General features: G+C 60.1%; 19 protein-coding genes. 10 read left to right on the top strand and 9 right to left on the bottom strand.

Going from position 1 to position 18,903, the window contains the following annotated elements; all coding sequences use genetic code 11:
• Positions 1-100: 100 nt before the first annotated feature.
• From V1T76_RS06810 to V1T76_RS06840, 7 genes are all read left to right on the top strand, one after another.
• Entirely contained in the window at positions 101-1,261 is a 1,161-nt protein-coding gene (locus V1T76_RS06810; protein WP_330559867.1) for an acyl-CoA dehydrogenase family protein, read from the top strand.
• Entirely contained in the window at positions 1,261-2,358 is a 1,098-nt protein-coding gene (locus tag V1T76_RS06815) for a CaiB/BaiF CoA transferase family protein (RefSeq protein WP_330559869.1), read from the top strand. The genes V1T76_RS06810 and V1T76_RS06815 overlap by 1 nt, the downstream gene beginning before the upstream one ends.
• A gap of 2 nt (positions 2,359-2,360) precedes the next feature.
• Positions 2,361-3,197 (top strand): FAS1-like dehydratase domain-containing protein, encoded by an 837-nt coding sequence (locus V1T76_RS06820; RefSeq protein ID WP_330559870.1) that lies wholly within the window; start codon positions 2,361-2,363, stop codon positions 3,195-3,197.
• Complete coding sequence (locus V1T76_RS06825) at positions 3,191-3,991, top strand: HpcH/HpaI aldolase/citrate lyase family protein (protein WP_330559872.1); 801 nt, start codon at positions 3,191-3,193, stop codon at positions 3,989-3,991. The genes V1T76_RS06820 and V1T76_RS06825 overlap by 7 nt, the downstream gene beginning before the upstream one ends.
• A gap of 143 nt (positions 3,992-4,134) precedes the next feature.
• Positions 4,135-4,746, top strand: a complete 612-nt coding sequence (locus V1T76_RS06830) for a CDP-alcohol phosphatidyltransferase family protein (RefSeq protein ID WP_330559874.1) — start codon at positions 4,135-4,137, stop codon at positions 4,744-4,746.
• Positions 4,743-5,669 (top strand): phosphatidate cytidylyltransferase, encoded by a 927-nt coding sequence (locus tag V1T76_RS06835; RefSeq protein WP_330559875.1) that lies wholly within the window; start codon positions 4,743-4,745, stop codon positions 5,667-5,669. Before V1T76_RS06830 ends, V1T76_RS06835 begins: the two co-directional genes overlap by 4 nt.
• A gap of 255 nt (positions 5,670-5,924) precedes the next feature.
• Positions 5,925-6,554 carry a lysophospholipid acyltransferase family protein gene (locus V1T76_RS06840; protein ID WP_330559877.1) on the top strand — a complete coding sequence of 210 codons (630 nt, stop codon included), beginning with the start codon at positions 5,925-5,927 and terminating at the stop codon, positions 6,552-6,554.
• Positions 6,555-6,672: 118 nt separating this feature from the next.
• Here the strand turns inward: V1T76_RS06840 and chrA are convergent, their stop codons facing one another.
• From chrA to flgB, 9 genes are all read right to left on the bottom strand, one after another.
• Positions 6,673-8,001: a chromate efflux transporter gene (gene chrA, locus V1T76_RS06845; RefSeq protein ID WP_330559878.1), complete on the bottom strand. Its 1,329-nt coding sequence runs from the start codon at positions 7,999-8,001 to the stop codon at positions 6,673-6,675.
• A gap of 151 nt (positions 8,002-8,152) precedes the next feature.
• The gene (locus V1T76_RS06850) at positions 8,153-8,488 is read right to left on the bottom strand and encodes a cupin domain-containing protein (protein WP_330559879.1); all 336 of its coding nucleotides are present in this window, start codon (positions 8,486-8,488) and stop codon (positions 8,153-8,155) included.
• A 53-nt stretch (positions 8,489-8,541) separates the two neighbouring features.
• Positions 8,542-11,094, bottom strand: coding sequence for a cell cycle histidine kinase CckA (gene cckA / locus V1T76_RS06855; RefSeq protein ID WP_330559880.1), 2,553 nt, complete (start codon positions 11,092-11,094; stop codon positions 8,542-8,544).
• A gap of 153 nt (positions 11,095-11,247) precedes the next feature.
• Positions 11,248-12,327: a flagellar biosynthesis protein FlhB gene (flhB, locus tag V1T76_RS06860; protein ID WP_330559881.1), complete on the bottom strand. Its 1,080-nt coding sequence runs from the start codon at positions 12,325-12,327 to the stop codon at positions 11,248-11,250.
• A 9-nt stretch (positions 12,328-12,336) separates the two neighbouring features.
• On the bottom strand, positions 12,337-13,110 hold the full coding sequence (fliR, locus tag V1T76_RS06865) for a flagellar biosynthetic protein FliR (RefSeq protein WP_330559882.1): 774 nt from the start codon (positions 13,108-13,110) through the stop codon (positions 12,337-12,339).
• Between the two features lie 13 nt (positions 13,111-13,123).
• Positions 13,124-13,390 (bottom strand): flagellar biosynthesis protein FliQ, encoded by a 267-nt coding sequence (gene fliQ, locus V1T76_RS06870; protein WP_006932649.1) that lies wholly within the window; start codon positions 13,388-13,390, stop codon positions 13,124-13,126.
• Between the two features lie 24 nt (positions 13,391-13,414).
• A complete protein-coding gene (locus V1T76_RS06875) occupies positions 13,415-13,735 on the bottom strand; it encodes a flagellar hook-basal body complex protein FliE (protein WP_006932651.1) in 321 nt (106 codons plus the stop codon).
• Positions 13,736-13,769: 34 nt separating this feature from the next.
• Positions 13,770-14,180 (bottom strand): flagellar basal body rod protein FlgC, encoded by a 411-nt coding sequence (gene flgC / locus V1T76_RS06880; RefSeq protein WP_006932653.1) that lies wholly within the window; start codon positions 14,178-14,180, stop codon positions 13,770-13,772.
• Between the two features lie 32 nt (positions 14,181-14,212).
• Entirely contained in the window at positions 14,213-14,617 is a 405-nt protein-coding gene (gene flgB, locus V1T76_RS06885) for a flagellar basal body rod protein FlgB (RefSeq protein ID WP_330559883.1), read from the bottom strand.
• 423 nt (positions 14,618-15,040) lie between these two features.
• Here flgB and V1T76_RS06890 point away from each other — a divergent pair, with 423 nt between their 5' ends.
• From V1T76_RS06890 to V1T76_RS06900, 3 genes are all read left to right on the top strand, one after another.
• Positions 15,041-16,927 carry a hypothetical protein gene (locus V1T76_RS06890; protein ID WP_330559885.1) on the top strand — a complete coding sequence of 629 codons (1,887 nt, stop codon included), beginning with the start codon at positions 15,041-15,043 and terminating at the stop codon, positions 16,925-16,927.
• Between the two features lie 44 nt (positions 16,928-16,971).
• Positions 16,972-17,694, top strand: coding sequence for a flagellar type III secretion system pore protein FliP (gene fliP / locus V1T76_RS06895; protein ID WP_330560226.1), 723 nt, complete (start codon positions 16,972-16,974; stop codon positions 17,692-17,694).
• A 105-nt stretch (positions 17,695-17,799) separates the two neighbouring features.
• Positions 17,800-18,876 (top strand): DUF2336 domain-containing protein, encoded by a 1,077-nt coding sequence (locus V1T76_RS06900; protein ID WP_330559886.1) that lies wholly within the window; start codon positions 17,800-17,802, stop codon positions 18,874-18,876.
• The last annotated feature ends 27 nt before the right edge of the window (positions 18,877-18,903 follow it).

Raw genomic sequence — 18,903 nt, forward strand, 5'->3', positions numbered from 1 at the left:
CATATAAAAATTATATGAGATCTATCCAAAACATATATTTGTTCAATATCAACTCACCGGCTTAACTGCGGTCACCAGCCCCTCAGGACGAAAAGCTGATATGACCAGCCAACCCGACAGTTACCAGGATATTCGCGACGGTATCCGTGCGTTGTGTGCCCAGTTTCCTGCTGAATACCACCGCAAGATCGACGAGGCTCGTGCCTATCCGGAAGAATTTGTCGACGCCCTGACGCGCGAAGGCTGGATGGCTGCCCTGATCCCGGAAGACTACGGCGGGTCGGGTCTCGGGCTGACCGAAGCCTCGGTCATCATGGAGGAAATCAACCGTGCGGGCGGCAACTCCGGTGCCTGCCACGGCCAGATGTACAACATGAACACGCTGGTGCGGCACGGCTCGGAAGAACAGCGGCGGAGATATCTGCCGAAGATCGCCAGCGGCGAATTGCGCCTGCAGTCCATGGGCGTGACCGAACCGACCACCGGCACGGACACCACCAAGATCAAGACCACCGCCGTGAGGAAGGGTGACCGTTACGTCGTCAACGGCCAGAAGGTCTGGATCAGCCGGGTTCAGCATTCCGACCTGATGATCCTCCTGGCGCGCACGACGCCGCTTGCCGATGTTCAGAAGAAATCGGAGGGCCTGTCGATCTTCCTCGTCGACATCAGGCAGGCCATGAAATCTGGCATGGAGGTTCGCCCAATCCTGAACATGGTCAACCACGAGACCAACGAGCTGTTTTTCGACAATCTGGAAATCCCGGAAGAAAATCTCATCGGCGAGGAAGGCATGGGGTTCAAATACATCCTCACCGGTCTCAACGCCGAGCGCACGTTGATTGCGGCCGAATGCATCGGCGACGGCTACTGGTTCACCGACAAGGTGACCGACTATGTGCGCGAACGGGAAGTTTTCGGCCGTCCGATTGGCCAGAACCAGGGCGTGCAGTTCCCCATTGCCGAAGCCTATATAGAGGTCGAAGCAGCCAACCTCATGCGCTACAGGGCCTGCAGCCTGTTCGATGCCGGCGCCCCCTGTGGTGCGGAGGCCAACATGGCCAAATATCTGGCCGCAAAGGCAAGCTGGGAAGCGGCCAATGCCTGCATCCAGTTCCATGGCGGCTTCGGGTTTGCGTGCGAATATGACGTTGAGCGCAAGTTTCGCGAGACGCGGCTTTACCAGGTGGCGCCGATCTCCACCAATCTCATCCTGTCTTATGTCGCCGAGCATGTGCTTGGCCTGCCGAGGTCGTTCTGATGGGTCTGCCGCTGGAGGGCGTGAAGGTCGTCGCCATCGAACAGGCGGTTGCTGGCCCCTACGCTAGCTCCCGGCTGGCCGATGCCGGCGCGAAAGTCACCAAGATCGAACGGCCGGAGGGCGATTTTGCCAGGGGTTATGACGATGTCGCCAAGGGGCAATCGAGCTATTTCGTCTGGCTAAACCGGGGCAAGGGCAGCCTGACGCTGGATCTTGCCTCCGATTCAGGCAGGCAAAAGCTGACGAGCCTGATTGCCGACGCCGATGTCCTGATCCAGAACCTCAAGCCCGGCGCCCTGGCCCGGCTCGGCTTTGATCCGGAGCGCCTGAGGCAGGACTATCCACGCCTCATCACCTGTTCCATCAGCGGCTTCGGCGAAACCGGACCGATGGCTGACCGCAAGGCCTATGATCTGCTGATCCAGGCAGAAACCGGCCTTTGCTCGATCACCGGCGGACCGACAGAACCGGCGCGGGTCGGCATCTCGATCGTTGACATTGCAACCGGGGCAACCGCCTATACCGCCATTCTGGAAGCTCTGATCCAGCGCGGCATCACCGGCAAGGGCGCGCAGATCTCCGTTTCCATGTTCGATGTTCTGGCCGACTGGCTGACGGTGCCCCTCCTCAACCATGAGGGCGGCAAAAGCCCACAGCGGGTTGGCCTCGCCCATCCGTCGATTGCCCCTTACGGCGTCTTCCAGCCGAAGGAAGGCCCGGCAATCCTGATCTCCATTCAGAGCGACCGGGAATGGCGAACCCTGTGCAGCAGCTTCATGAAAAAACCGGAACTCGGCACCGATCCCCGGTTCGCAAGCAACCTGGCACGGGTCAAAAACCGCAGCGAAACGGACGCCGCGGTTGCCGAAGCCTTTGCGGAAATCGACGCCGAAACGGCCATCAGACTGCTGACGGAGGCCAATATAGCCCTGGCCTCGGTCAATGACATGGAGGGCCTCTCGACCCACCCGCATCTGAGGCGGATTACCGTAGGCAGTCCGAACGGGCCGGTCTCCTTGCCCGCCCCTGCCGCCATCTTTTCAGGCGAGCCGCGCAGCTATGGCCCGGTTCCCGCCCTCAAGCCTCTGGAGGCCTGACCATGGAACTCGACATTGACCATTTGCGGAGCTGGAACGGGCACGAGGACAGCGCCTCGGAGATCTTGAGCCCGATGCTGGTGCGCCAGTTCAACGCAACCTTTGACCGGACATCAGGCGAAAATATCGGCGATCTTGCACCCCTGCTGATCCATTTCTGTCTCGCCCAGCCAACTGCTCCGACAGCCGCTCTCGGCCCGGACGGTCATGCCGCCCGCGGCGAGTTTCTACCGCCCGTGCCCCTACCCAGACGCATGTGGGCAGGCGGCGCTTTTACCTTCCACGGCGACATCCGGATCGGCGAAGAGGTCAGACGGGTCTCGACCGTCAGGGACGTGGTCGTGAAACAGGGTCGCACGGGCACGCTCTGTTTCGTCGCGGTCGATCATGAGGTCACGTCAAATGGCCGTCCCGTCCTGAGCGAGCGACAGGACATCGTCTACCGCGAGGCTGAGAGCCTTGCCACGGCGAAAACACCTCCGGAGCCTGCACCGGCCGGCGTGCACACGGCACAGATCACGCCGTCTGCTGTCTACCTCTTCCGCTATTCGGCCATGACCTTCAACGGCCACCGCATCCACTACGACAAGGACTATGTCCGTGATGTCGAGGGCTATCCCGGACTTGTTGTTCACGGCCCCTTGCAGGCGACGCTGCTGTGCCAATTCGCAGCTGATCTCAAAGGGCGGGCGCCGAAGACCTTCCAGTTCCGAAGTCTCTCTGCCATTTTCGACACGGCGGATTTCACGGTGAATGCGCAAGCGGAAGGCAACACCATGAAGCTCTGGACTGCGCAGCTTGGCGGTCCGGTTGCCATGGAGGCGGCGGCGGCATGGTAACGGCAGTCAGAATACCGCTGTTCGTGCCGGCAAACAGGCAGGACAGGTTCGCAAAAGCTGCCGCGACAGAAGCCGACGCGATCATCCTGGACCTGGAAGACGCGGTCCCCGCGTCCGAAAAGCACGCAGCCCGCACCAACATGACGACCGGCTTCACAGGCAAACCGGTCATCGTCCGCATCAACGCGGCAGGATCCTCCTGGTACCCGGAAGATGTCGTTGCTGTTCGCCAGTTGATGCCCAGCGCGGTCATGCTGCCGAAAGCGGAAGACGTCGGAGAGATTTCCACCCTCCTCTCATCCCTCGGTGGTACTGTCCCGGTCATCGCCCTCATTGAAAGCGCCCGCGGGCTTGCCAATGCACGGAGCCTTGCAAGCGCTGATGGGGTGGTTCGATTGGCCTTCGGGTCCATCGATTATTGTGCGGATCTTGGCTGCGCGCACTTGAAAGACGTGCTGCTGCCGGTCCGCTGCGAACTGGTGCTGGCCTCCCGGCTAGCCGGCATTGCCGCCCCGATAGATGGCGTTACGGCTCAGCTCGACGCCCCTGTGCAGACATTTGAAGACGCCTCCCATGCGCGCGATCTCGGCATGACCGGCAAGCTGTGCATTCACCCGAAACAGATTGCCGAGATCAAACGCGCCTTCGCCCCGAACCAAGACGAAATCGCGTGGGCCCGGCGTGTTCTCGCCTCAGGAGACGGCGCTGCTACTGTCGACGGCGCGATGGTTGATGAGCCCGTTCGCATCCGCGCCCGGACAATCCTCGCCTCCGCAGAAGAAAGCGATGCCTGAGCAAGCCAAAGGAAACGAGAAAGCCGAACCGCCTGCTATGGCAAAGCCGTGTCAGCAACCGACAGCAGGTCACTGAAATTCTGGCGTGCGTCTGCGGGCGTGTCCCTATATCTTTCCCGGAACCAGACGGGAAAGTCCACGCAATGCCAACGATTTACCAACTGAAATCCCGCTTTCAGCACCTGCTTCGCCCTTTATGCAGATCGCTCGCGGCAAACGGGGTGACTGCCAATCAGGTGACGCTGGCAGCTCTCGGCCTTTCGGTTGGCGAAGGTTTGCTGTTGTGGGTCTTTCCCGGTGCTTTCCTGCCCTTGATCCTGCTGCCACTGGTCCTGTTCATCCGCATGGGCCTTAACGCCATCGACGGAATGCTGGCGCGCGAGCACGATCAGAAATCCGACCTGGGTGCGGTGCTCAACGAATTGGGTGACGTTCTGTCCGATGCCGCGCTCTACCTGCCCTTTGCGCTCTTGCCCTTCGTTGAAGGAGCGATTGTCGTCGGCCTGGTGGTGCTGGCCCTCATCGGTGAAATGACTGGCGTGATCGCAGTCCAGATTGGTGCAAGCCGCCGGTATGACGGCCCCTTCGGCAAGAGCGACCGCGCGGCCCTTTTCGGCCTCTGCGGGTTCATGATCGCCTTTGGGCTGACTGCCCCCCTCCTTTACCAGATCCTCTTCGGTGCCGGACTTGTGCTGTCGGCCGCGACCGTCCTCAACCGTGCAAGAGCCGCGATCAGGGAGAAACAATCCGCATGAACCTCCTGACCATCCATTGGGCCCTGATCGGCATCTGGGGCGTGCTGTGCCTTGCCAGCATGATTGTCTTCGTGATTTCGAAACGCTCCGCCAAGAACATGAACGAACTGGTTCAGCGCACCGTAAGCTGGTGGGTAATGGTGGCGATCTTTACCGTCTCGTTTCTTGTCAGCAACACGGTCTCGATCATCGTGTTTGCCCTCATCAGTTTCCTGGCGCTGAAGGAATATTTTTCGATGATCCCCACCCGCCGGGCCGACAGGCGGGTGCTGTTCTGGGCGTATCTGTCGATCCCCGTGCAGTATTTCTGGGTCTACGACAATTACTACGGCATGTTTGCCGTGTTCATCCCTGTCTACATGTTCCTGTTTCTGCCCTTTGTCAGCCTGCTGACCCAACAGACCGTAGGGTTTCTGAGAGCCGTCGGCACACTCAACTGGGGCCTGATGCTGTGCGTCTTCTCCATCAGCCACGCAGCCTTTCTCCTGATCCTGCCGGCAACGGAGACCAACAGCACCGGTGGGCCGGGCCTGCTGCTGTTCCTTCTGTTCCTGACCCAGTTCAACGACGTTGCCCAATACACCTGGGGCAAGCTGTTCGGTCGGCACAAGATCATCCCGGGCGTGAGCCCCAACAAGACCTGGGAAGGCTTTGTCGGCGGCGTCGCGACCACCTTCGTGCTGGCGCTTCTGACCGCCCCGCTGGTGACACCCTTTGACATGATCCACGCGGCTGCCGCTGGCCTGCTGATCCCGGTGGCCGGTTTTGTCGGTGACGTCACCGTGTCCGCCCTGAAGCGAGATCTCGGCGTCAAGGACACCGGCAGCCTGATCCCCGGCCATGGCGGCATACTCGACCGCATCGACAGCCTGACCTACACCGCACCGCTGTTCTTCCACTTCACCCGTTATTTCTATTACTGAAGGGGATGTCAGGATGACCGCCTTCACGCTGCGCGCACAGTCGCCTCTTCGTCACCGCAGTCAATCTCCTCTCCATCGTCACCCCGGACGTAGCGAAGCGGAGATCCGGGGCCGGCGAGCCAGAGCGTCGAGACTGCTTTCGTTCAATTCGATGAGTCCGGCGGCTCCCCGATCCCGGCTCGCGCTACGTTTGGCCGGGATGACGGAAATGGGCCTTGGCGTTTTAGGAAAGACCAAGACCGGGAACCTCCATTGATGCTCCAGAAGATCTTCTACATCTTCGTCAAGATCACGGTCCTGTTCCTGCTCGGGCTGAACGTGCGCCGCAAGGAGCTGCTGCCGGCGGATGGTCCGGCCATCATCGTAGCCAATCACAACAGCCATCTGGATACGATGGTGCTGATGGCCCTGATGCCGCTGTCGAAACTGAAGGACATTAAGCCGGTAGCCGCAGCCGATTATTTTTTCTCCTCACCGCTCAAGGCCTGGCTGTCGGAACATGTCCTTGGAATCATCCCGGTAGAGCGTGGCAGCAAGGATAGGACCACCGATCCGCTGGACGGCTGTTACGAGGTGCTGCGGCAGGGCAAGGTTCTGATCCTGTTTCCAGAAGGGTCACGCGGTGAACCCGAGCAGATGACGGATCTCAAGAAAGGTGTCTCCTTTCTTGCAGAACGGTTTCCCGACGCACCGGTGGTCCCCGTCTTCACCCACGGCCTTGGCAAGGCCTTGCCGAAGGGCTCGTTCCTGCTGGTACCGTTCTTCTGCGATATTTTTGTCGGGGAACCAGTCACTTGGGACGGAAACCGGACTCATTTTATGACCGACCTGAAGGAGCGCTTTAACGCGCTCTCGACCGAAAAGACTTTCGCGCCCTGGGAATAGCGCCAGTGTGGGGACGCATAAATGAAGATGAAATGGTTTGAGGCGGGCCATTCCGGTCAAATCCGAAAGACATGAAAATGGCTTTACCGCCTGTCCTCTTCATTAATGGGTCAACACTCTAGCCCACCTGCGACAACAGCACCCCGCCAAGTGCCGCCGTCAGCAGCACCCAGATCAGACCGAAATGAAAGCGCAGCAGCAACAGGCCGCATAGCACTGCCAGCACCGGCACGCGCCAGTCGAGGCTGGCAAGGTCCGGTATCCAGAGCGTCACGACACCCCACTTCGAGGCAGTGACCTCCTTGAAGAAAACATGCAGCGCAAACCAGACCGAAAGATTGAGAACCACACCGACCACGGCCGCAACGATGGCCGACAGCGCCGACTTGAGCCTTGGCTGCGCCGAGATCCATTCGATGTAGGGCGCGCCGGCAAAGATCCAGAGAAAGCAGGGCGCAAAGGTGGCCCAGAGTGCGACCAGCCCTCCTGCCATCCCAAGCAACAGGCCTCCCTCGTGAAAGGCCGCCAGAAAGCCGACGAACTGGGTTACCAGAATGAGCGGCCCCGGCGTTGTTTCCGCAAGGCCGAGCCCGTCCATCATCTCCCCGGCACTCAGCCAGCCGTGAATGGCGACCACATCCTGGGCCATATAGGCAAGAACCGCATAAGCGCCGCCAAAGGTGACGACAGCGAGCTTGGAAAAGAACCAGCCGATATCGGCCAGCAACGGCACGCCGCCAGCCAGATCCAGCAGCACCAGCGGCGCGATCCAGATGAACAGCCAGAGGCAAACCGTTCGAAGCGTTTTCGCAAACGGCCTGCCAACCGCGACACCGGCCTCCCTGTGACCTGCCATCTGCGCCCCGCCGAACGCCGCCCCATAGAGCCCGGCGGCCAGAACGATTAGCGGGAATGGCAGCGACAGAAAGAAGATGCCGACAAAGGCGAGCGCTGCAATGGCCCATTGCCGCCTGATGGTGAGCGCACGTTTGGAAAGACGGAGCAACGCCTCCAGAACCACGATCAGAACGGCAGCCTTGATGCCAAGAAAGAGCTGGCTGACCAGCGGCACATTGCCGAAGGCCCCATAGACCGCGGCAAGGGCGAAAATTGCGAGTGCGCCGGGCACGACAAAAAGAAGGCCCGCCAGCAGCCCACCGGCAACCCCGCGCAGTTTCCAGCCGCAATAGGTTGCAAGCTGCATGGCTTCCGGCCCCGGCAGCAACATGCAGAACCCGAGAGCATTGACGTAGCTTTTTTCCGAAAGCCAGCCGGTCTCATCCACCAGCTTCCGGTGCATAAGCGCAATCTGGGCGGCCGGACCGCCGAAGGACAGGAGGCCAATGCTGCCAAAGATGGAGATCAGCCGCCGCCAGGAGGTCCCTTGGCCGAAAGCGGGTGCATCGTTGCCCGGAGCGCTTTCGCCAGATGCATGATGTGCGGTCACCGCGTCAGCCCTTTTTTCCCGGAGACACCCTGTTGCGACCTTCCTCTAGCGCATCCGGGCTGGAAGGGTAACCGTAATTGTGCCGTGACCGCCGTCGGACAGCGAAGCCCAAGGCGCACTCCCGGCGCATGCCGCAAACCAGTGCCTGTCCTCACCCTTTTATGAGATAGCGGTCAGGCTCCTCGAAGACATCGATAACCTTGGTTCCGGCCTTGATGACCGCGCTGTGCTCGGCGCCACTGGGAATATCGTAGATGGCACCCGGCCCCATCGTTCTGGTTTCGCCGGCGATGGTGAACTCGATCTCGCCGCTCAACACGGTGCCCCACTGTGCCAGATGGGAATGCGGAGGCAGGACCATGTCTTTTTGGAAATCGAAGAACACCACCAGCCCGGCATCGGAGCGCACCGCGTGGGTTTTGACCACGTCGTCAGGAAAAGGGATTTCCAGCGACGGGAATTTGCGAATGAAGTCGGGGAGCTGCATGAAAGACCTGCCTCAAGCATGTTGATGTCGAGGCAAGTCTGGACCATCGCGTCCTATCCGTTCAAGACATCCTTCACGGTCGTTGCAAGCTGTTTCAGCGTGAACGGTTTGGGCAGGAAGAAGAATTGTTCGCCCGGTGGGAGGTTCTCCTCGAAGGCGTCTTCTGCATACCCGGAAACGAAGATGATCTTCAGATCCGGCCGTGTCTTGCGCAGCTCGACCAGGAGCGTCGGTCCGTCCATTTCCGGCATGACCACATCGGAGACGACGAGATCGATCTTGCCGTCGGTCTCTTCCATGACCTCCAGCGCCTCGTTGCCCGAGCCCGCCTCGTAGACCGTGTACCCGCGTGAAGCGAGGGCGCGGGCACCGAATGCCCGCACAGCCTCTTCGTCCTCGACAAGCAGAATGGACGCCGAGCCGGTCAGATCCTTGACCTTTTCCGGTTCGCTTTCCTTCGGCTCCGGTTTCTTCTTTTCCACCACCTTCGGGATGTGGCGCGGCAGGAACAGGCGGAACGTGGTGCCGACATCGACCTCGGAAGTACAGAAGATGAACCCGCCCGTCTGTTTGACGATGCCGTAAACCGTCGACAGACCGAGGCCAGTACCCTTGCCCACTTCCTTGGTGGAGAAGAACGGGTCGAAGATCTTTTCCATCACGTCCGGCGGAATGCCATGGCCGGTGTCGTCGACCTCCACCAGGGTATATTCCCCCGGAGGCATGCCCCGGATGTTCTCGAACTGAGTGCTTTCGGCTTCGCTGACGTTGCGCGTGCGGATGGTCAGACGGCCGCCGTCGGACATAGCATCGCCCGCGTTGACCGCCAGGTTCACGATCACCTGCTCAAGCTGGTTGAGATCGGCCATTACCGGCCACAGGTCGCGGCCATGGATCACCTTCAACTCCACCTTCTCGCCCAGCAGGCGGTCGAGCAGGATGGAGAGATCCGCCAGAACGTCATTCAGCTCCAGTTGCTGAGGACGCAGGGTCTGACGGCGCGAGAAGGCCAGGAGCTGGCGCACGAGGCCGGCAGCACGGTTGGCGTTCTGCTTGATGTTCATGATGTCCTGGAAGGACGGATCGGTCGGCCGGTGGCTGGCCAACAGCAGATCCGAGAACCCGATGATCGCGGTCAGGACGTTGTTGAAGTCATGCGCGACGCCGCCGGCAAGCTGGCCGATGGCCTGCATCTTCTGGCTCTGGGCAAACTGGGCTTCCAGCGCCCGCTGCTGCGTGGTTTCCAGCGCGTAGACGATGGCCGCTTCGCCGTCGCCCTCGCCTTCCTGAACGGCGGAGACGTAGAAGGTCGCGGAGCGTGGATCGTTGCCCTCGACCAGCGGAATGTCGATGGGCGCGATCTCGCCGATGCCGTTTGCGGCTGCCTGCAGAGACTTCGCCAGTTCCTGGCGCCCGCTTTCGGCCACATAGGCCTCCAGCTTGGGGGATTCGTCGTCCGTATCGACCGCGCCGAACAGTTTCAGGAACGGCGCATTGGTTCTCAGAACCCGACCTTCCTTGTCGAGCGAGGCAATGGCAATCGGCGTGTTGTTGAAGAAACGGGCAAAACGAACCTCCGCCGCCCGCAGCGCCTCGGAGGCTTCCTCGCCGCGTGATCTGTTGAGCACAAGCGTGCGGCTGTCGCCCGGCTGGCCGTTCTCCCCGAACGGCACACGGTGAAGCAGGCGCACCGGCAGACCACGGCCGTTTCGGGTGACGAAATCGAGATCGAAGGTTTCGCTCTTGACCTCCCCCGCCTGCCCCTTGATGGAGCGGATCAGCTCGGTGCCGTCGCCCCGAACGATGCTCGACAGGTCCAGATCGCCCGCATCGAACTGGGCAAGATCATAGCCAAGCCAGTCAGCAAGCGTTGCGTTCAGATAAACGATGCGGCCTTCCGCATCGCAGGAGAAGAAACCGGCCGGTGCATGGTCCAGGAAATTGATGACGCGCTGCAGTTCCTGGAACGAGTTTTCCTGTTCGGCCCGGTCGCGAGTGATATCGGCCAGTTGCCACACCGCCATGGGCTTGCCGCCACCGCGCTCCTTGGGCACTTGCAGCGGCCGCACCGACACCCGGTACCAACGCGCCGCGCCGTCTGACCGGCCGAGCGGGAACGGCATGCGAATTTCTTCCTGTGCCCTGCGGCTGTCGCGCATGGCCTGGGAGAGGCGGAAAATCGCGTCGGTGGCATCCGGGTCGGACGAGAACACGCGCTCGACCACACGGATGTCGGCAGCGGTTTCAGCGCCGGTCAGGTCCGCATAGGCCTTGTTGGCATAGACGAGCCGGCCGTCCAGGTCGGTAATGAGGGCCCCGTCCTCGAGCGTATCGACAAAAGCGGATGCCAGAGGGTTGGCTTCGCCCGGGCGGGCGGACAGACGCAGAAACCCGATGGCTCCGGCAAACAGGCAGAAAACACCCACGACGGCCAGGATACCGAGCAGCGCAAGAATAAATGGCTGCGCCACTTCGCGATCCATGACCGCAAAGGCAGCAGCAGCGCCGACGAGCAGCAGTGCGAGACCTATGAGAAGGCCTATATTCCCGGAACGTTCCGGGCGGCTGATCATCGGCCCGCTCGGTGCCCCGTCCATGTCACTCATCAATCCTGTCTCCCGGGCCCGATTCGGTTCTTGAAGGGGCCGTTCATAAGCATTCTGTGCTTAATAACCGATTTCAACTGATATGCGACCAAGTCCTGTTGAAATTCACCTGTTTGCGGCTGACTTTTTCAGTCCGCTTACCTTGAGAGCAACTTAGTTGGAGCGCCAGGAAGCGCGCTTGCGCATGCGGAAGACGAAGCCGATGACTTCGGCAACCGCCTTGTAGTGTTCCTCTGGTACTTCCTGGTCGATTTCGACCGTCGCATAAAGCGCGCGTGCAAGGGGCGGGTTTTCGACGATCGGAATATCGCTTTCCTTGGCAATTTCACGCATTTTAAGCGCGATCGCGTCCGTTCCCTTGGCAAGACAGAGCGGCGCGCCCATGCCCTCTTCGTATTTCAGTGCCACAGCATAGTGCGTCGGGTTCGTCACCACCACCGTTGCCTGCGGCACGGCGGACATCATGCGCTTGCGCGAGCGCTCCATGCGCAGTTGACGGATCTTGCCCTTGATCTGCGGATCGCCTTCCGTCTGCTTGTATTCTTCCTTGACCTCGCGCAGCGACATCTTCTGCTTGTTGAACCATTTGTGGCGCTGGTAGATGAAATCGGCTCCTGCAACGACCGTCATCACCGCCAGTACGGCAGACAGTAGTTGCAGGATCAGGATCCTGGCTTCCTCCAGAATGATGTTCGTATCGGCAAACACCATCACTTCCGCTTCGTCGCGGTGCGGCCACATCACGGCCACCATGATGGCGCCGACGACCGAAATCTTGATCATGCCCTTGGCGAAGTTCACCAGGCTCTCGGATGAAAACAGGCGCTTGAACCCGGATGCCGGCGAGACCTTGGACAGTTTCGGCTTGATCGTCTCAGCCGTCAGAAGTGGCTGGTGCTGCACAAGATTTCCCGCAACGGCCATGATCACCAGCGCCAGAAGCGGAATGCCGACGATGAGGGCGACCGACTGACCGGTGTCCCGCCACAAGGCTTTGAGCGCATAGCCGTCCACCGCGATCTGGTGCGCATGCTCCAGATAGCCTTTCATCATCTCTCCCAGCGACACGGCGGTGCTGGGTGCGAAAATCGCAATCATCAGCGTTGCCCCGGCCAGGGTGAACCAGGTGCTGACTTCCTGCGATTTCGGTACGTCCCCCTTGTCATGCGCCTCTTTCAGACGCTTGTGCGTGGGGTCCTCTGTTTTTTCAGAGTCGTCGCTATCGTCTGCCATTGCGCAGCGCTACCCCACGATGAACTTGCCGAGCGCTTCCTGAAAATGGTCCAGATAGAACATCATCAGGGTCGTGATCAGCACCATGAGCATGAACAGCCCGATCGCGATATTCACGGGCATGGCGATAAAGAAGATCTGCATCTGCGGCATCAGCTTGTTGAGCAAGCCGAGGCCGAAATAGAAAACCAGACCGACAACCAGAAAAGGCGCGCTCATGCGCACCGCTATGGAAAACACGTGCGCGACGGTTTCCGTCGCGTTCTGGGAAAAGTCGCCCACAGGCGGCGCCAGTCCAGGAGGAAAGATCGTGAAACTGTCGTGGAGCGCGGCAATCACCAGGTAATGGCTGTCGCTGACGAAAACGAGCGTGATGCCGAGGATCGACAGGAAATTGCCGAACAGCGCCCCCTGCTGGCCCTGGTTGGCGAAATCGGTGCCAAGCGCGAATGCGAGGCCCGACTGGTTGGCCATGATCATGCCCGCGATCTGAAGAACGGACGTGATCATCTTGGCACACAGACCAATGCCGAGGCCTATGGCTACTTCCCCGAACAGAAGCGCAATCATGCGGTAGGTGTTTGACGTGACGTCGGCGGGATAATACTGCGATCCGACAGGATAAAGAACCATGGTCAGCGCCAGGGCGATGGTCAGCCGGAACCGGGTCGGGATCGTGCTTTCGCCAAGGGCGGGCAGCAGCATGACCATCGTGCCCAGACGCGCGAACATCAGCATGAAGATTGCAGCGACGTTCGGCAGATAATCGAGCTGAATGGTCATGAAGGGCCACGTCCTAACCTGTGGTCAGGATCATTTCGGCAACCCTGCTCATGAAGGCTTCCAGAACCTGGCTCATGAAGGGCAGCGAGATCAGGATTGTCACGAAGATCGCAAGGATCTTGGGCACGAAAACCAGCGTCATTTCCTGGATCTGCGTCAGCGCCTGGAACAGGGCGATGACGACGCCCACCAGAAGGCCGACAATCATGACGGGCCCGGCCACCAGGATCATGGTCCAGACGCCTTCCCGGGCGAGATCGAGAACTTCACCACCGGTCATGACAGGCCCCCATGCCGCTTCATATCAGATCGGCATCCGCATGATTTCCTCGTAGGCGGAGATCACCCTGTCGCGCACGGCGACCATGGTTTCCAGGGCAACTTCCGTTTCGGCGATGGCGGTAACCACGTCGACCACATCTGCCTTGCCCTCGACAAGGCCGACTGCCTTGTCGTCGGCCACGCGACCCTTGTCGACAACGCCGCCGACAGCCTCATTCACCAACGCACCGAAATCGAGACCGGCAACTTCCGGAGCGCCCGCCTTGTCCTCAATCGCCCGTGCCTGCTGCTGCAGCTTGGCGGCCATCTGATAGGCGTTATTTGCGATCGACGGAGTAGACATGACTTTGGCTCCCTTGCCGGTTTAGGACTGCCGCTCAGGCGCGCAGGATATCGATGGTCCGCTGCAGCATCTTCCGAGTGGAATCGATGACGTTCAGATTGGCTTCATAGGACCGCTGCGCCTCGCGCATGTCCGTCGTTTCGATCAGGGTATTGACGTTGGGCTGAAGCACATAGCCGTTGGCATCGGCGGCCGGGTGACCAGGCATCAGCACCGAACGGAAATCCGTGTTGTCTTCAGCAATCTTGCCCAACTCGACCATATCCGCGCCCATTTCCCTGTCGAAATGGCTCTTGAAGGTCGGAATCTTGCGCCGGTAGGGCAGTTCTTCCGGGGTCTTCGCGGTGGAGTTCGCGTTTGCGATGTTCTCCGCGATGATCCGCATGCGCCCGTTCTGCGCTCTCAGCCCGCTTGCCGAGATGAACAGGGATTTGATCAGGTCCATGTTATCGGTCCTTTAGCTTGTGCTGCATTGCCTCATACACTTTTGGAAAGTGCCGTCCGGATCAGACCCAATCCCTTGGTGTAAAGCGTCGTTGCGGCCTGATAGTCCATCTGGTTCTCGGTGATATGCATCATCTGCTCTTCCAGATTGACGCTGTTGCCGCTCGGCGTGACTTCGAAGGTGTCGTCTTCCTCGATCTTCGCCTTACCGGTCGCGCCCAGACTGCCGCGGATATGACCGGACGCCGTCGTTTCCGTTGACAGGTTCAGCGACTGCCGGCCGATGTGGTCCTTGAAGGAGTACTCCTTCACGTCGCGCGCCATGTAACCGGGCGTATCGGCATTGGCGATGTTCTGCGCCAGCACGCTCTGTCTCGTCTGGTGCCACTGCATCTTGGATTTCAATGCCTGGAACAGCGGCAGATCCGTTATGGCCATTCCGATTCACCATTCGTTAACCAACTCGGCAATGATTGCCGCTCAAATGGTTAATGAAAAGTTAACAGCCGTTTACCTCTTGCGACCAGAACCCTTCAAAAACCAGTGGAGGAGGCAACATTCCTTTGCATTTCGCAAAAAGAGCAGTGCCGCCGACAGGCAAAATTTGCCTGCTTCTGTTAACTTCAAGTCCTAGAGAGATTCGAAGCGGATCAGCAAGCAGCCGAACCAGTGGCGATGGGGCAAAACACACTCGCCGTCACCGGGAAACACGAAAAAGCCGAGAGGTTTGCGGCATAGGAGCCTGCACCGGCACAACAGCCGGAATTACTGGGGATAAAGACCAACCTCCCCAATTGAGGCCAAAAACCGGAGTAACCGGCAAACGCGATCAAACCGCAAGCGGGGCGGCACGAGGATAAGATGTACAATTGGATTGAGACCACATTTAACGTGAGCGGGGGCATCACGCAGGCAATCGCAGTTATCCTGGCATTGGCCGTCGTGCTGCTGCTGTTCGGCCTTTTCATTTTCATTCTCAAACGCCTGATGGGCGCCAGCGCCCCGCAAAGCCGCAACCGGCAACCCCGGATCGCCATCATGGACAGTGCCACGGTCGATGCCCGGCGCCGGTTGCTGCTCATTCGCCGGGACAACATTGAACATCTCATCCTGGTCGGCGGTCCGAGCGACGTGGTTGTGGAACAGAACATCGTCCGCAACACGCCCCTGACCCAGGCCCGGCCAGGGCACCACGCCCCGGCTCCCTCCGGCATGCCCATGCCGGTGAAGGCCGCACTCGCCCCCGGGCCGGAAATTCCGGCGCGGCCGGACGAACTTCTCCCCGATGAAGAAGTTGCTGCTCCCGCCGTTCAGGCGCGCGCGCCTGTGCAGTCTCCCGAACCAGCACCGCAGCCAGCCGCAGCCGTCTCGCCGGCACCTGCCCCGGCTTCAACACCTGTGGCCCCTGCCTACAAGGCACCGTCCGCTGCAGCCGCAACGCCTTCTGCCCCCACCACGCCTCCGGCAGCACCACCTCCGGCAGCACCAACACGCAGCTACGCTGAACCCACGGTTGCCCGGCCGATGGCAGCGCGCGCCGTGGAACCAGCTCCTGCCCCTTCAGCGGCAACCGCCGCCGCCCCCTCCGCTCAACAGCCGACCGCGCCCAAAGCCAGTGCGGCAGTCAGTTCAACAGTAGGTGGAGGGCTGAGCCGCGCGAGTGACCTCTTGCGCGCCGCGACCCAGAACGGCTTCAACAGGGCAATGCCGAAAGCAGCCGAACCCGTTCCTCCGGTTCAGGAGGTTCAGGCGCCTCAAAGTGCCAGTGAGCCGAAGGTTGATATCACCGCGACTCTGGAGACAGACATCCAGCCAAGCGAACCGGCCGCAGCAATGGCAAAAGCTCCTGAAGTGCGCCCTGCCGTCTCGGCCGCCTCCGCACCACAGGAAAGCAGGGCCGCTTCCACACTGAAATCTCTGGCGCGTCCTTTCACTGCCCGGGACCGTCCGTCCTATGGCGGCACCATCTCACCGCCGGCATCGGGCCCGGCCGCGCGCGCCAAGACCGCGCTCTTAAAGCCTGTTGAACCGCTCCAGACGGACCACAAGGTGGAGCCGGTGCTCGCAGCAGCCACGGTGGCAGTCGCAAGCCCTCAGCCTTCAGAGGAAAGCAAAGCCCCTTCTGAGGAAAATACACCGACGCCGGACCAATCGACTTTCGCCGCGCCGCAGCCGGAAGAACCAGCAGGCGCGAATGACCAGACGGCATCTGAACAGCAGGCATCCGACGCGCTTTCGTTGACGGAAGAAGCAGAGGCTGTCGAAGCCAGCGCGGACAAAGAGGAAGACACGGCCCAGACTGCTGCTCCAACCGTCGAAAACGGCGCTTCGAGCGTGGCTCAATCTGCCGAGGGGGATGGCCCGTCCAGGGAGATAACCCTGGATATCGGCGATCTTCTGGAAGATGTTCCGGAACCTTCCGCCCCAGCTCCGGCACAGAGCCCGGACCCCGCTCCGGCATCGGTGCAAGCGCAGGCACAGGCGGAAACCTCCGGCACGCCAGAGCCGCAGTCCGAAGAACCATCTGCCGAAACGAGTGAAGACTCCCAGGAAAAAACCACGACGGTAACCGTAACGTCCGCCGCGACGGTTGCACCGGCCGCGCCGGTTTCCAGCACTCCCGTGATGACCTCCGCTCCCCCGGTGAAGGCTCCGGTCAGGCCGTCTGCCGGTCTGGGAGACAGAAACCCCATCGAGGAAGAAATGGCGAAGATACTGGACGAACTGGGTGGACAGTCAAACGGATGATACGCTTCCAATCGCTCCGGCGCCCGGGTGGCCTTGTCCGCCTGATGCTAATATTGACCGCACTGCTTGCGGTTCTGGTCGGGCCGGCTGCCGCGCAGGAAATTTCTGTCGGTTTTGGCGAAGACACCACATTGACGGAACGTGCCGTCCAGATGGTCATCCTTCTGACCGTCCTGTCGCTGGCGCCGTCCATTCTCGTAATGGTGACCAGCTTCACCCGTATCGTGGTGGTGCTGTCACTGCTGCGCTCGGCAATCGGACTTCAGACCGCTCCGCCCAACATGGTCATGGTCAGCCTTGCGCTGTTCCTATCGGCCTTCATCATGATGCCGACACTGCAGGCCTCCTATGATGCCGGGGTGCAGCCGCTCATAGACGGGGACATTGAACTGGAACAGGCCTTCGAACGCGCGTCCGATCCATTCCGCACGTTCATGCTGTCCCAGGTCCGCGAAAAGGACCTTGCCCTGTTTGAGGAACTGTCCGGTGCGGAAGAAGCGCCGGAAAGCCCGGAAGATCTCTCCATGGCCACGCTGGTTCCGGCTTTCATGATTTCGGAATTGCGGCGCGCCTTCGAAATCGGCTTCCTGCTCTACCTGCCGTTTCTGATCATCGACCTCGTGATCGCATCCGTTTTGATGTCCATGGGTATGATGATGTTGCCGCCGGTGGTAATCTCTCTACCGTTCAAGCTGATTTTCTTTGTGCTCGTCGACGGCTGGAACCTCGTTGCCGGCTCTCTGGTGAAGAGCTTTGGCGGCGGCTGAAGCAGCAAGCCAAGTCGTTAAAAGTAGAAGAAAATTAAGATAGGACTGTAATAGTTACAGCCGTGCGGGCCACATCTGTGCCCCATCGTTTATATCGGCAGGACAGTGTTAAGAGAACAGTTAGAACAGCTCGCCCGGATCAAAGAGCCGGAGGCGAGATCAAAGCTCATCCGCACCCTCGTCGGTGAATATGCGCGTTCGGAAGAACACGAACCGACCGAGATGGAGCGGGAACTGTTCTCGCATATTGTTCTTTCGGTCTTCGACCAGCTCGACCGCGCCGCACGCTACGAACTCGTGGTACGACTTGCAAAGACTGATCGCATCATCCCGGATCTTGCGGACAGGCTTGCTCAGGAAGACTACGAACTGTCTGAGCCGGTGATCGAATGCTCGCCGATGATCAGCCAGAACGGCCTCATACAGATCGCGAAAAGCGGCGGTAACGACAAGCGCAAGTCAGCTGCAAAGAGATCTGATCTTTCCGAAGAGATGACCGACACCATGATCGCGCGGGCCAGCCGCGATGTGGTGCACGAACTCCTCCACAATATGGAGGCCCCTTTTTCCGTCCGCGGCACGCTGGCTCTCCTGATTTTCGCGAACACCGAGGCCGATGTGCTCGCCGGCATCGCACGACGCGCGATGGAGGACGAAGAGTTTCTGCAAACCCAGATGGATATTCTGGAAAGCAACTGTCCGCTGATCCCGCCACCTCTCAAGAAGGCACTGGAAACAGGTGAACTTCAGCGCCTGGCGAAAACCATCGAAGAACGGCACGACGGCAGCATCGATATCGACGGCGTTACATATTCGCGCCACGAGGCCAGCATCCAGATTGCCAACGGGGAACTTTCCTTCGATGCAATTCTGCGGACACTGTTCGAAGAAGGCCGCCTTGATGCCGCCATCTGGCTGATCAGCCGCAAGATCAATCTCGCCGACGAGGTTGTTTCCGACACGCTGAAGTCCGATGCAGACGGTGCGATCATGCGCCTGATGCTTCAAACCGGCATCCACGAAAAGACCTATCGCGATTTCCTGAAGGCACGCTGCGAGTGGCTGGACCGGAGCACCCGCTCCATTCCCGAACTCGTGATGCGCTACAAGTCCGAACTCAAGAAACCGCGCCAGAATCCCGGCCAGCCGCCATCCCAGGCGCTGCTGAAAGCCGTTACCTGACGCAGCCTAAACTTCCTTGAAGATATT

The organism is Roseibium sp. FZY0029 (assembly GCF_036350355.1).
Classification (GTDB): domain Bacteria; phylum Pseudomonadota; class Alphaproteobacteria; order Rhizobiales; family Stappiaceae; genus Roseibium.

What these genes read in the sequence shown, in the direction of transcription:
- fliQ (WP_006932649.1), bottom strand. Translation starts at nt 13,390, where the DNA reads ATGACCGGTGGTGAAGTTCTCGATCTCGCCCGGGAAGGCGTCTGGACC.
- V1T76_RS06820 (WP_330559870.1), top strand. Translation starts at nt 2,361, where the DNA reads ATGGAACTCGACATTGACCATTTGCGGAGCTGGAACGGGCACGAGGAC.
- V1T76_RS06815 (WP_330559869.1), top strand. Translation starts at nt 1,261, where the DNA reads ATGGGTCTGCCGCTGGAGGGCGTGAAGGTCGTCGCCATCGAACAGGCG.
- cckA (WP_330559880.1), bottom strand. Translation starts at nt 11,094, where the DNA reads ATGAGTGACATGGACGGGGCACCGAGCGGGCCGATGATCAGCCGCCCG.
- V1T76_RS06825 (WP_330559872.1), top strand. Translation starts at nt 3,191, where the DNA reads ATGGTAACGGCAGTCAGAATACCGCTGTTCGTGCCGGCAAACAGGCAG.
- flgC (WP_006932653.1), bottom strand. Translation starts at nt 14,180, where the DNA reads ATGGACCTGATCAAATCCCTGTTCATCTCGGCAAGCGGGCTGAGAGCG.
- flhB (WP_330559881.1), bottom strand. Translation starts at nt 12,327, where the DNA reads ATGGCAGACGATAGCGACGACTCTGAAAAAACAGAGGACCCCACGCAC.
- V1T76_RS06810 (WP_330559867.1), top strand. Translation starts at nt 101, where the DNA reads ATGACCAGCCAACCCGACAGTTACCAGGATATTCGCGACGGTATCCGT.
- V1T76_RS06890 (WP_330559885.1), top strand. Translation starts at nt 15,041, where the DNA reads ATGTACAATTGGATTGAGACCACATTTAACGTGAGCGGGGGCATCACG.
- V1T76_RS06840 (WP_330559877.1), top strand. Translation starts at nt 5,925, where the DNA reads ATGCTCCAGAAGATCTTCTACATCTTCGTCAAGATCACGGTCCTGTTC.
- flgB (WP_330559883.1), bottom strand. Translation starts at nt 14,617, where the DNA reads ATGGCCATAACGGATCTGCCGCTGTTCCAGGCATTGAAATCCAAGATG.
- V1T76_RS06875 (WP_006932651.1), bottom strand. Translation starts at nt 13,735, where the DNA reads ATGTCTACTCCGTCGATCGCAAATAACGCCTATCAGATGGCCGCCAAG.
- fliP (WP_330560226.1), top strand. Translation starts at nt 16,972, where the DNA reads ATGCTAATATTGACCGCACTGCTTGCGGTTCTGGTCGGGCCGGCTGCC.
- V1T76_RS06835 (WP_330559875.1), top strand. Translation starts at nt 4,743, where the DNA reads ATGAACCTCCTGACCATCCATTGGGCCCTGATCGGCATCTGGGGCGTG.
- V1T76_RS06850 (WP_330559879.1), bottom strand. Translation starts at nt 8,488, where the DNA reads ATGCAGCTCCCCGACTTCATTCGCAAATTCCCGTCGCTGGAAATCCCT.
- V1T76_RS06830 (WP_330559874.1), top strand. Translation starts at nt 4,135, where the DNA reads ATGCCAACGATTTACCAACTGAAATCCCGCTTTCAGCACCTGCTTCGC.
- fliR (WP_330559882.1), bottom strand. Translation starts at nt 13,110, where the DNA reads ATGACCATTCAGCTCGATTATCTGCCGAACGTCGCTGCAATCTTCATG.